Source organism: Acinetobacter sp. C26M, assembly GCF_023702675.1.
In the GTDB taxonomy this organism is placed as follows: domain Bacteria; phylum Pseudomonadota; class Gammaproteobacteria; order Pseudomonadales; family Moraxellaceae; genus Acinetobacter.
Genome location: NZ_CP098478.1, coordinates 3873609 through 3885468 on the forward strand (window position 1 = coordinate 3873609; position 11860 = coordinate 3885468).

Annotated in this window: 12 protein-coding genes; 8 read left to right on the plus strand and 4 right to left on the minus strand. The window is 38.4% G+C overall.

Annotated features, from left to right (window positions below; genetic code table 11):
- Positions 1 to 235: 235 nt before the first annotated feature.
- From NDN11_RS17875 to NDN11_RS17885, 3 genes are all read left to right on the plus strand, one after another.
- Positions 236 to 847 carry a TetR/AcrR family transcriptional regulator gene (locus NDN11_RS17875; RefSeq protein WP_004907340.1) on the plus strand — a complete coding sequence of 204 codons (612 nt, stop codon included), beginning with the start codon at positions 236 to 238 and terminating at the stop codon, positions 845 to 847.
- A gap of 361 nt (positions 848 to 1208) precedes the next feature.
- Positions 1209 to 2270: a hypothetical protein gene (locus NDN11_RS17880; RefSeq protein ID WP_251110380.1), complete on the plus strand. Its 1062-nt coding sequence runs from the start codon at positions 1209 to 1211 to the stop codon at positions 2268 to 2270.
- 11 nt (positions 2271 to 2281) lie between these two features.
- Entirely contained in the window at positions 2282 to 2893 is a 612-nt protein-coding gene (locus NDN11_RS17885) for a hypothetical protein (RefSeq protein WP_251110381.1), read from the plus strand.
- A 27-nt stretch (positions 2894 to 2920) separates the two neighbouring features.
- Here NDN11_RS17885 and NDN11_RS17890 read toward each other — a convergent pair whose 3' ends face one another.
- The 4 genes from NDN11_RS17890 to NDN11_RS17905 all read right to left on the minus strand — a co-directional run bounded on the left by NDN11_RS17890 (position 2921) and on the right by NDN11_RS17905 (position 6060).
- Entirely contained in the window at positions 2921 to 3481 is a 561-nt protein-coding gene (locus tag NDN11_RS17890; protein WP_251110382.1) for a hypothetical protein, read from the minus strand.
- A 2-nt stretch (positions 3482 to 3483) separates the two neighbouring features.
- A complete protein-coding gene (locus NDN11_RS17895; RefSeq protein ID WP_251110383.1) occupies positions 3484 to 4062 on the minus strand; it encodes a ComF family protein in 579 nt (192 codons plus the stop codon).
- 234 nt (positions 4063 to 4296) lie between these two features.
- Complete coding sequence (locus tag NDN11_RS17900; protein WP_251110384.1) at positions 4297 to 4863, minus strand: phosphorylase family protein; 567 nt, start codon at positions 4861 to 4863, stop codon at positions 4297 to 4299.
- A 63-nt stretch (positions 4864 to 4926) separates the two neighbouring features.
- Complete coding sequence (locus NDN11_RS17905) at positions 4927 to 6060, minus strand: TDT family transporter (protein ID WP_251110385.1); 1134 nt, start codon at positions 6058 to 6060, stop codon at positions 4927 to 4929.
- Positions 6061 to 6266: 206 nt separating this feature from the next.
- Between NDN11_RS17905 and ribF the strand changes: the two genes are divergently transcribed.
- From ribF to NDN11_RS17930, 5 genes are all read left to right on the plus strand, one after another.
- Positions 6267 to 7268: a riboflavin biosynthesis protein RibF gene (gene ribF / locus NDN11_RS17910; protein ID WP_251110386.1), complete on the plus strand. Its 1002-nt coding sequence runs from the start codon at positions 6267 to 6269 to the stop codon at positions 7266 to 7268.
- A gap of 56 nt (positions 7269 to 7324) precedes the next feature.
- Positions 7325 to 10162 (plus strand): isoleucine--tRNA ligase, encoded by a 2838-nt coding sequence (gene ileS, locus NDN11_RS17915; RefSeq protein ID WP_251110387.1) that lies wholly within the window; start codon positions 7325 to 7327, stop codon positions 10160 to 10162.
- Positions 10155 to 10697, plus strand: a complete 543-nt coding sequence (lspA, locus tag NDN11_RS17920) for a signal peptidase II (RefSeq protein WP_251110388.1) — start codon at positions 10155 to 10157, stop codon at positions 10695 to 10697. Before ileS ends, lspA begins: the two co-directional genes overlap by 8 nt.
- 1 nt (position 10698) lies before the next feature.
- Positions 10699 to 11181 (plus strand): FKBP-type peptidyl-prolyl cis-trans isomerase, encoded by a 483-nt coding sequence (locus NDN11_RS17925; protein ID WP_167251110.1) that lies wholly within the window; start codon positions 10699 to 10701, stop codon positions 11179 to 11181.
- A 107-nt stretch (positions 11182 to 11288) separates the two neighbouring features.
- Entirely contained in the window at positions 11289 to 11831 is a 543-nt protein-coding gene (locus NDN11_RS17930; protein WP_005320015.1) for an NADPH-dependent FMN reductase, read from the plus strand.
- Positions 11832 to 11860: the final 29 nt, after the last annotated feature.

An 11860-nucleotide genomic window follows, 5' to 3' on the forward strand; every position in this document is an offset into this window, starting at 1 on the left:
AGCAAGTATTGAAAAAACATAAAACTAAGCAAAAATTACCTGTCTGATTTAATCAATTGAAAATGAATTATTTACAAAATATGTATAAGCTTTTTTAGATTTCAATAATTATCAAATACATCCTCAACACTGGCCCAAAAAGTCTATTTTTTTCGATAAAAAAAATTTGTTATTGTGCACAAATCCGACAATTTATCTTACAATGTCAATGACATTTTTTGAATCAAGCTCGCAGATGGAACAGAAAAAAAGTACACAAAAGCGCAATCAACTGCTGAATGCTGCCCTAGATGTTTTTTCCGTCTATGGGTTTAGTGGTGCCAGTCTGGATGAGATTGCGCAACTGGCAAATATGCATAAATCGAATATTTTCTACTACTATGAAAATAAAGAGTCGCTTTATGTCGAAGTGCTCACCACGGTATTACAAAAGTGGCTTGCACCCTTGCAAACCCTAGAGTCTGAGCTTGAGCCTACTGAAGCCCTGACCCACTATTTAATTCAAAAAATTGAAAGCTCTCGTGATCAACCTAAAGCATCACGTTTATTTGCTCTTGAGATTATTCAAGGTGCGCCGCATATTTTACCAATCTTAAAAGGCCCTTTGAAAAAGCTATTTAAGCGCAAAACCAAGGTGATTCAAACTTGGCAAGAACAAGGTAAATTATCAGCAGAAATTGATCCTGAATTGTTGATTCTCAATATTTGGGCGATCACCCAAAATTACGCTGATTTTTCGACACAAATGGAAATGGTCACAGGCAAAACTTTGCGTAACCGTAGCATGTTTCAACGCACGGTTGAGCATACTGTGCATATGATGTTATACGGCGTATTGCCACGCTAAATTTTCTTCTAAAAGCCTTAATTTTAGCGATTGAAATACACGGAAAAGCGACTTTGTTGGTCGCTTTTTTCTTGCCAAATGGTTAAGGTGATTATTCAACTGAACTAATCAAAAATGTGGAACATTGATTAAGAAACATATGTGAAACGTGAAAAATCGTTGCAGTGCGTAGAACACAGAAACGGTTTTTCAATAAGATATTGATATTAAATACAAAATCCTAATAATTTCGTATAAGGTGTATATATTAATTTTAGAAAATCTATAAAATCATTCAATTATATAAGTAATTAAACTAATTATTTGTTTCTTAGTATTTTTTTTATAAGATAGCTCTATAAATTATATAAGTTGCTTATGTATGAATACACACACAAACGTATTAGCTATAGAAGATATGGACTCAATCGAAAATAACAAGAAATTTGTTACTCATGATTTATGTATCTGCTTTTATGAATTAACTTTTAAATCAAAAAGACTACCAAAAGAGAAATTGGCAGGCCCTCCATCTACAAAGCCTTTAGTCCTTGATATATTCAATGCTATTAAAGAATATTCTGATATAAAAAAAATTAAAGTCTTTACAGCTAAAGAACGTTATTCACATCATCTAGATCACATTCATATTTCTGATGATAAATCTTATATTGAATGTGTTTTTGCTTGTTTAGATAAAGAAGCTGAGGATTTAAGAAAGTATAATGAATTAAAAGATGAAGAATCTGTTATTAACTTCAATCAAAATGAAAGCCATATCAAACGAACTCATGTATTAATTCAATTAACAGAAGATAAGACAAAAGCAAACTTATTCTTTGAAGCAAATCGAGGGACGTCTTTAGGGGCAATTCGAGAATTGTTTAACTTTATTCTTGATACAATCCGTTTAAAAGCAACAAATCCTGAATTATTTGAAGAAATCTATGTAGGTAGTTTAGATGAAATTATGAATTTCAGCATCGTTACATCTATTGATCCAGTAGAAGATAAAGATATCGTTGAAAGGATAAAAAGTGGTGATTTTTTAAGAGTTGAAATTACAAAAACCAATGAGCTTAAATTTTATGAAGAGTTATCAAACTTATATGAATCTAAACAATCATTTGAGTTAAAACCATCTTTCAGCCAAAAAGAATCCTTAGCAAAATTCTCGGAAGGTTTAAAGAAATTTACTGATAAACATGTTTTAGGGAAAAAAACTCAAGAAAAAGTCAAGATCAGTCATAAATTAGTTTTTAGACAAGGAGACCATGAAAGAAAAGTTGAGTTGGATATTCTAAATGAGTCTATTTCTACTATAGCTGTTAAAAAGCATTGGATTGATAACTTTGAGAGACATTCCCTGCCAAAAGATATAAAGTTCGATTCAAATGTATTTGATACATTGAAGCGAATTAGTAAACAGAAAAATAGTTCATAAGGTCAAACTCTGTGGACGAACTCAAGGAATTACCTTTCAAGTATTTAAAAATTAGATGGCATAATGGAGATAATCAACCTTTCTATGGCTTCAAAAAAGACATTGATTGGATTTGGCCTATAAAGTTCGCCACTTACGCTACTCTCATTCATGCTATTTTTTTAATACTCGGTGCTACTCCATTTTTTCTAAACGAAAAATTCAGCATCATCATTAGTAGCTTACAAATTTTGCCAGGATTCTATATAGCCTCACTGGCTGCTTTAGGGGCTCTACAAAAAACAAATTTTTTGGATTGTTCATCAGATACAGCGGGTGATAAAGATAAAGATATCCCTCCAGGGGGGCCCATAGCAAAGATTGCTGGAAATTGGCGTAATATGAGTAGGCGAAGATTTTTAGCAAATGCCTTAACACATATTTCTTTATTATGTTTTCTTGCAATCTTTTTTATATTTTTAATTCAATATCTATATGCAAGTAATATTTTATTAGTTACATCAGTTTTTTACTACATAGGTATATTGATTGTTGGATGGATAATAATTTTTTTAATATCTCAAATGTTAACTATAACATTGATGATTTTATATTATTTAGGAGATAGAGCTTACAGAAAATGAAATTATCAATATTTGTTCAACCTAGTTTTATAAAAAACTAGGTTGTATTTCACTGTTCTTAATTAACTCAATTGATTGAAATATATTAATTTTTTTATCAGCATTCTTCAGGGATAATTCTGACATTTTCTGAGTAATTAGTAAAAACTCATCAACATTATAAACACGTTGGAATTTCTTTTCCTGCTGAAGAAAAACTGTAACCTTTTTCTTTTGTTTAATAAGCTCAATAATATTTTTTAATGTTCCTGTACTCTTTTTATCCCAAAGCATGACACCAATATCAGCGTCATTTGCTAAAGCTAGATCCTTAGCAGTGAAGAAATCCCTTGTACCAAATCTATATTTTGTAACTACTGATTTTGTAGGCCAATTACCTAAATTATTTCTGACTGTAGTGCCACTATGATAAACAGTAACCTTATTATACCCTTGAATATTAAGATATTTTTGTACAGCTTTATCAATTCCATCAGCATCCCCAAGGATAATTTCATATCCTTGGTTCATCATCTTATCAATACGTTTAGTTACGGATTCATCTAGTTTTTTAATACTAATAGAACCCGCAATAAAAATTTTTTCCACTGTTATTTCCAAGTTAATGCTGCTGTATAGATATCTTTAACTTTAGAATATGAGCTTAACACTTTACAAGCAGACTCCATAGTAGCCCCTGTATCAAATAGGTCATCTATAAGAAGAACATTCCAAGGTCCATCATTCCTAATGCCATCATAAAGAGAAAAGCTATTAGCTAATACTGACTCTTTCTCTTCTCTTGTTTGTAAATCTTTAAGAGACGTTCCATTTTTTGTCTTATGTAAAATATTATTAAACACAGGTATATTTAAAGCTTGTCCAAGTCCTTCAGCTAAACCATACACTGGCTGACGATCACGATTATTAGATGCAGGCATAGGAACAATGAATCCTATCTTTTCACTAAAGTTTTGAGTTATTGCTGAAGATAGAGCCTCAACTAAAGTAGGAATTTGGTCCCAATCATTTCTATATTTTAATAAAAATAATGCTTGGCCTATGTCTGATCTTTTAGTGTCGAACATAGGACGACCATACTCATTTTCACCAAGGTATTCACTCTTTAGAACATGTTTATCTAAAACTATTCCTTTTTTCCAAGGACCATTAATTCCCTTAATATTCATATTACGATTAATCTCTAATTAAATTTTGATTGATAATTTTTTAAATAGATTAAAAACAAAAACTTACTGGGAATAATTTAACATAAAATCTCTTATGAGAACTCCAAACACGATAGAATTTTCCACCTATTTTACATAATGATCGTTACACGAATTAAATAAAAATTTAATTTCAATAACTTAATAAATAAAGTTTAGCAGTACACAACACTCTCCTACATTAAATCCTTGCACCTAAAAATGCGCTTGATACAGCGCCAATAATTTTTGTGCGCCAAGCAACAAGTTCTCTTCCCAATCCAGATGCGCCGTATCATTGGCACCATCTGTAATATATTTAACTGAAATCAAACGCACCCCAAGCTTTTGGCACACTTTAGCTAAGGCATAGGCTTCCATATCCACGAGATTACAACTGACCTTTGGAACGCCTGTTTCAAAAGAATCACCTGTGCCACATATCCCTTTAGGTAAAATCTCAAAATGTGGCTGAGTATGGATCTCCGCAGGAATCTCATCATCCATTGGGGTCACGCCTACGGCAAAACCTAAAGGCGATACATCCATATCACGCTGCACAAAAGTAATCACCTCAACCAAACTATGCGCATCAAAGTGCGAACTGCCTGCACTGCCTAAATTTATGAGGGTTTTACAGCCCGTCTTTTGAATCACCTCAAATGCCTTGAATGCCGCATTAATTTTGCCGATGCCACTGTAATGAACGTCAATACCAGCTTGCTCAAATAAACCTTTGGATTCATTCGGCAAAGCCATAATCAGAGCAACATCAGCATTCATAAAAAAGACTCGTTCAAATCAAAATAGAGACACAAAAAAGGTGTGCTTCGGCACACCTCGATATTATTGCATCTTCTGCTGTAAGGCGACCAAACAAGGAGAGAAAAATAATTGACCGCTATACGCCCCTGCCAACGTTTTCTTCATCACCAATGCCCATAGGCCAACCAACAACAGACTTAGAACCACAGCCGCATACTGTAAGAAATCGATATGTAATTGATGCGCTAAATTAAAGATCGCCAAGATAAACACACCGAATGGGAAAGTCAGTCCCCACCAACCTAAGTTAAATGGAATACCAGTACGCATATGGCGCAGTGTGGTCAAGATCGCAATCCCAAACCACCATAAACCAAAACCTAATAGCACCAAACTTGCCACAATACCCAAGGCTGGAAGTAATGTCGCTAAGCCTTCAAAGCCCATCGCCTGCATAATGCGTGGCGCTTGCTCACCCAGTAATAATAACGCTAATGCCCCTGTTCCAATCGGTCCTAAACATAACCAGCTAGAAATCGCGACTTCTTTCTCTGGCAATTGATGCAAGGCCAAACGTAGCATCAAAATGGTTAAGATCGCAAAAGCAGGTAATACAGAAATACCCCACAACACATAGCCTGTGATCAAAATCGTCAATGCATGTTGATCGGCTGCTAAATGCTGTAATAGCAGCCCCGCAGAGCTGGCAGCGACTTCACACGCTACGATCGGGAGTAACCATACCGCAGTCATCCGTTGTAATTGATGATCTTGGCAACTAAACATACAAAATGGCACCACCCACGCAATCACCACCGCAAGAGCAACATCGATATACCAAAGGTAAGTGGCAATCTGAACGGCAATATCGCCATATAAATGAGTACCGAAACTGAGAAAACCATTGGCAATTGTGGCTAAGCCCATTGGAATCGCACCGAGGAATAAGCTCATGTTGGGGTGAGTAAAAATCTGCTTGGCTTCGGTTGGAAATAAAATCCAGCGTAAGATATACAGCACACTAAAAGTACTAAATAACAGAATATTAAATTGCCATAATTTGGTCGCAAGCATAAATAAGACAGATGAGGCAAAAGGCAGCTGTGCTAAAATCATCGCTACGACACCTGTTCCCATGGTTGCAGTAAACCAGTTCGGGGTAAAATGACGAATCACATCGGTGCTCTGCTCTAGCTGGTAAAACGGCTTTTTCATCTCTTTCTCAATATCAAGCGACTATGCAGCTATTTTAGGTCAATCTTTAAATAAGAAAAATTGATTTATTTTTATTTAATGAATCAGTTTAATTGATATAAAGACTTTAAATATTGAAATTTTTCTGTGTAAAAACACAACAACAAGACGAAACGCTGAGAATATGGCAATATATAGCCTTTGCAAAATCACTGTATTTAACGCCCATGAAGTTGCTTCGTCTCAACGCATTATCGCCAGATTTTCAGTTACCCCCAACTGCGGTAACGATTGGCAATTTTGATGGTGTCCATCTCGGCCATCAAGCGATGATTGCTCAACTCAAAACGTTGGCTGAAGCGCAAGACTTAAAAACATTGGTGATGATTTTTGAGCCACAACCACTTGAATTCTTTAAAGGTTATGATGCACCTCCTCGCATCAGCTCGCTCAGAGAAAAAGTAGAATATTTAACTGAGCTCGGTGTGGACTATATTGCAGTTGCGAAATTTGACCAATATTTTAGAAGTTTAAATGCCACTGAATTTGCCGACCTACTCAAATTAAAACTCAATGCGCAAAGCTTGGTGCTGGGTGATGATTTTCATTTTGGTAAAGACCGCCAAGGCAACAGTGAATTCTTACGCGACTACGGTTTTGATGTCATCAATTTAAATACGGTAGCTTTAAATGGTGAACGTGTCAGTTCAACTCGTATTCGTCAGGTCCTTCAACAGGGTGATCTGGCATTAGCGGCCAAACTATTGGGTCGTCCTTATAGCATCACAGGCCGAGTGCAATATGGCGATCAAATTGGTCGCACCCTTGATTTTCCAACCATTAATGTGCGTTTAAACCGTCACAAACCGTGTTTAAACGGGATTTATGCGGTAGATGTGGTCTGTGAAAATGCATCATTGATTGCCAAAGTAAAACATTCAAATCCTGCCCTCAACGGGATTACAGGCTATCAAGCTGACAGTTTGTTTGGTGCAGGTCATGTGGGGACACGCCCAGCCATCAAACAAGACCAGCCAGAATGGCGATTAGAGGTACATTTCCCTGATGTTTCTGCTAATCTGTATGGCTTATTGATGCGGGTAACCTTTCTTCACTATTTGCATGGTGAACTGAATTACCCTTCGCTTGAAGCCCTCAAAGCCGGAATTGATGATGATGTGCAAAAGTTACGAGACTATCGTACTAGCACAGCTGAATTTCCTTTTTAAATTTAAAATGTAAAACATGTCAGTTTACAAACTGATCAAACTGGAAGAAAACTTGCATGAGCGATAAGCAAACTCCTGAAAATGCAGTGGATTATAAAGCCACACTCAATTTGCCAGCGACTGACTTTGCCATGAAGGCAAACTTGGCTGTGCGTGAAGCCAAATGGTTAGAAGAGTGGTATGCCGACAACATTTATCAGCAGATTCGTGAATCGCGTATTGGCAAGAAAAAATATGTACTGCATGACGGCCCTCCATATGCCAATGGTCAAATCCATTTAGGTCATGCCGTCAATAAAGTCTTAAAAGACATCATTATTAAAAGCCGCGTTTTAGATGGCTTCGATGCACCATATGTGCCTGGTTGGGACTGTCACGGTCTACCAATCGAACTGAAAGTCGAAGAAAAAGTTGGTAAAGTGGGCGTTAAAGTCGATGCTTCAACTTTCCGTAAGGCTTGCCGTGAATATGCGTATACGCAAGTCGAATTACAGAAGAAAGACTTTGTGCGTATGGGCGTTTTTGGTGATTGGGATAATCCATACCTCACCATGAACTTCAAGCAAGAAGCAGATATCGTGCGTGCCTTGGGTGCCATTGCCAAAGCAGGTCATATTGAGCCGGGTCTAAAACCAGTGAACTGGTGTATGGACTGTGGTTCATCACTAGCTGAAGCAGAAGTTGAATACGAAGACAAAAAATCAGATGCGATTGATGTTGGCTTCACGGTTGTTGACCTTAAAGATCTCAGCACACGTTTGAATGTTGATGTTCAAGATGCCACGGATATCGTGATCTGGACCACTACACCATGGACTTTGCCTGCTAACCAAGCGGTCGCGCTCCACGCTGATATCGACTATCAATTGGTTCAAGTGACTACCGAGCGTGGTACGCAAAACTTTATTCTGGCCAAAGATTTGGTTGAATCAGCGATCGAACGTTACAAACTGGAAAACCCAGTTGTACTCGCTGATTTCAAAGGTGCTGCAATTGAGAATCTTCTTTTGCAACATCCGCTGTTGGCAGACCGTCAAGTCCCTGTGATTTTAGGCGAGCACGTGATTGCAACCAGCGGTACAGGTGCAGTGCATACCGCACCCGGCCATGGTGTAGACGATTATAAAGTCGGTTTGCTGTACCAATTAAAAGTTGAAAACCCTGTCGGTGGCAATGGTGTTTATTTACCAACATCACCAATTTTTGCAGGGGAACATATTTATAAAGCCAACCCTCAAATCATTGAGGCATTGGGTGCAGTTGGTCGTTTATGGGCACATCAGCCAATTAAACATAGCTATCCGCACTGCTGGCGCCATAAGACCCCGATTATCTTCCGTGCGACACCTCAGTGGTTTATCAGCATGGATGCCAATGGTCTGCGCCAAAATGCATTAAATGCGATTGAAAATGATATCGAATTTGTGCCTGATTGGGGACAAAGCCGTATTCAGTCGATGATTGAAGGTCGTCCAGATTGGTGTATCTCGCGTCAACGTACTTGGGGTGTCCCAATTCCATTTTTCGTGCACAAAGATACCAATGCATTGCACCCACGTACGCCTGAATTGATCGAAGAAGTGGCTAAACTGATCGAACAAGAAGGTATCGATGGTTGGTATAACCGTGAAGCGAGTGAGTTCATCGGTGCCGATGCAGAACAATATAATGCGGTACGCGATACCTTAGACGTTTGGTTTGACTCTGGAACGACACACTACGCTGTGCTTCGTGAACGTGATGATCTACAAGATCCAGCAGACTTATATCTTGAAGGTTCAGATCAGCACCGTGGCTGGTTCCAATCGTCGTTGTTAACCTCGATCGCGATCAATGAACGTGCGCCATATAAAGGCCTACTCACCCACGGTTTCGTGGTTGATGAGAAAGGCCGTAAGATGTCTAAATCATTAGGCAACATCATTACCCCACAAGACATTATCAAAGATATGGGTGCTGATGGCTTACGTTTCTGGATCGCATCTGCTGACTATCGTTACGAGATGACGGCTGGTAAAGAAATCTTTAGCCGCGCATCAGATGGTTATCGTCGTATTCGTAATACCTTACGTTTCTTGTTGGCAAACTTGAATGGCTTCAAACCATCTACAGATGCGTTACCAGTCGACCAATTGATTGCATTGGATCAATACATCTTGCAACGCGCTGCTGAGGTTCAAAAAACCATTCAGCAAGCTTATGAAGAGATGAACTTCCATATCGTCACTAATGCGCTAACCAGCTTCTGTATTAATGACTTGGGTGGTTTCTACCTTGACATCATCAAAGATCGCCAGTACACCACTAAAGCAGATTCACAGGCACGTCATTCTGCGCAAACTGCGCTATATCATATCGTGCAAGCTTTTGTTCGCTGGATGTCACCTATCCTCAGCTTTACCGCACAAGAAGCTTGGCCATTGATTCCAGAACAAACTGGAAAATATGTATTTACCGCTGAATGGTATGATATCCCAACGGCATCAACAGCAAACTTACTGTCTGAAGCAGATTGGCAAACATTGATTAGCGTAAAATCAGCAGTAAATAAACAGATTGAAGCAGCACGTAACGCTAAACTCATTGGTAGTAACCTATCTGCTAAAGTTGAACTTTGGGCAGATGAAGCATTACAAACATTGTTAAACCAATTGGCTGATGAATTACGTTTTGTCTTGATTACCTCTCAAGTCATCGTTCACCCTTATGCTGAACAAGGCGAAAGCACAGACCTCGAAGGTCTGCGTGTGCAAGTTTCGGCGGCAGACGGTGAAAAGTGTGTACGTTGCTGGCATGTATTGCCTGATGTAAATACACACGTTGGTCATGCTGGTTTATGCGCTCGTTGTATTATCAATGTCACTGGCAGTGGCGAAGTGAGAAAATATGCATAATTCTGTGCAAACAAGCCCAACAAAAAAAGGCTTATTCCAATTTTACCCGCACAACTTAATGTGGCTTGGACTTTCAGCCCTTGCCATTGTGCTGGACCAATGGACCAAATGGATTGCCAGTTCACATTTAAATTATGCAGATCCTGTTCCTGTACTGCCCTTTTTAAATTGGACGCTGTTGCATAACTATGGTGCAGCATTCAGCTTTTTGTCTGATGCAGGTGGCTGGCAACGCTACTTCTTTACCTCATTAGCAGGCTTTGTTTCGGTGATTTTTGTTTTCTGGCTAATGCGTATGCCTAAGAAAATGATTGTATTACCAATGGCAATTGCGTTGATTCTTGGCGGAGCAATTGGCAATCTGATTGACCGTGTTAGCTTAGGCTATGTGGTCGACTTTATTCATGTTTATTATCAAAACAGCCATTTTCCAGCCTTCAATCTTGCTGATAGCGCCATTACCTTAGGGACTATTTTGCTGCTGATCGATACTTTCTTCCTTGAGAAGAAACGTAACCAAAACGCGGATGCATAACATGACTGAAATTATTCAACCAAACGAAGAAATTCGTATTCAGGATGGCTCAAAAGTCGAATTGCACTTTTCTGTCTCTATTGAAAATGGTGTTGAAATTGATAACACCCGTGGTCGTGAAGAACCCGTTAGCCTTGTGATTGGCGATGGTAACTTACTACCACATTTTGAGAAGGCATTATTTGGTTTACGTGCAGGCGATCGTCGCACCGTACATTTACCACCTGAAGATGCTTTTGGTCCGTGGAATCCTGAAAATATTCAGACCTTCGACACCGTCAAATTTGAACAACGCCCAATTGTTGGTCATATGATTGAATTTGAAGATAAGGCCAAAGCAACTTTGTTCGGCATCGTAAAATCGGTCAATGATGACATTACCGAGATTGATTTTAATCATCCTCTGGCAGGCAAAAATATCACCTTTGAAGTGGAAATCTTCAAAGTCACCCCAGCTGGTCAGCAAGGCATCAAATTGATGTAACAAAAAAGCTCTCAAATGAGAGCTTTTTTTATATCCGAAAAAAAGTATAAGATCATTTAAAAGCATTCATTTTTAAAATCAAAGCAATAACACACAGGAATTTAAATATGCTGATTTATATTATTGTTGGTAGTGTTCGGGAAGGTCGCACAGCGATCAAAGTCGCTAATTGGGTACAGCAAGCGACAACTGAACTCGCATTAAAAGATATTCAAACCGAAGTTGTTGATCTTAAGGAATGGGACTTACCGCTATTTGCAGGTTCTCATCCACCTGCGACAGGCATTTATGATCAGCCGAAACAACAACAATGGGCAGATAAAATTGCACAGGCACAAGCCTTTATCTTCATTAGCCCTGAATATAACCATGGCTATAGTCCAGCGCTGAAGAATGCCTTGGATTATGTCGGGAAAGAATGGCAAGGCAAACCAGCAGCTTTTATCGGTTATGGCTCTACCAATGGCTCCCGTTCAATCAGTCAAATCCGCCAAGTAACTTCAAGTTTAGGGCTGGTTGATCCCAATGCCGTAATTGAAATTCGCGACATCTTTAAACGTAATAAAGACGAGAACTTTGAAGCCAATGAGTTTGAAGTGAAAGGATTAGCGGCTCTCGTTGCTAAATTACAGAAATATCATATCGCTTAGTTGTACGCCTAAGCGTACATTGATCAGGT

Excerpts from the sequence above, each read along its gene's own strand:
- NDN11_RS17880 (WP_251110380.1), top strand. The coding sequence starts at position 1,209 with ATGAATACACACACAAACGTATTAGCTATAGAAGATATGGACTCAATC.
- NDN11_RS17905 (WP_251110385.1), bottom strand. The coding sequence starts at position 6,060 with ATGAAAAAGCCGTTTTACCAGCTAGAGCAGAGCACCGATGTGATTCGT.
- NDN11_RS17930 (WP_005320015.1), top strand. The coding sequence starts at position 11,289 with ATGCTGATTTATATTATTGTTGGTAGTGTTCGGGAAGGTCGCACAGCG.
- ileS (WP_251110387.1), top strand. The coding sequence starts at position 7,325 with ATGAGCGATAAGCAAACTCCTGAAAATGCAGTGGATTATAAAGCCACA.
- ribF (WP_251110386.1), top strand. The coding sequence starts at position 6,267 with ATGAAGTTGCTTCGTCTCAACGCATTATCGCCAGATTTTCAGTTACCC.
- NDN11_RS17875 (WP_004907340.1), top strand. The coding sequence starts at position 236 with ATGGAACAGAAAAAAAGTACACAAAAGCGCAATCAACTGCTGAATGCT.
- NDN11_RS17895 (WP_251110383.1), bottom strand. The coding sequence starts at position 4,062 with ATGAATATTAAGGGAATTAATGGTCCTTGGAAAAAAGGAATAGTTTTA.
- lspA (WP_251110388.1), top strand. The coding sequence starts at position 10,155 with ATGCATAATTCTGTGCAAACAAGCCCAACAAAAAAAGGCTTATTCCAA.
- NDN11_RS17925 (WP_167251110.1), top strand. The coding sequence starts at position 10,699 with ATGACTGAAATTATTCAACCAAACGAAGAAATTCGTATTCAGGATGGC.
- NDN11_RS17900 (WP_251110384.1), bottom strand. The coding sequence starts at position 4,863 with ATGAATGCTGATGTTGCTCTGATTATGGCTTTGCCGAATGAATCCAAA.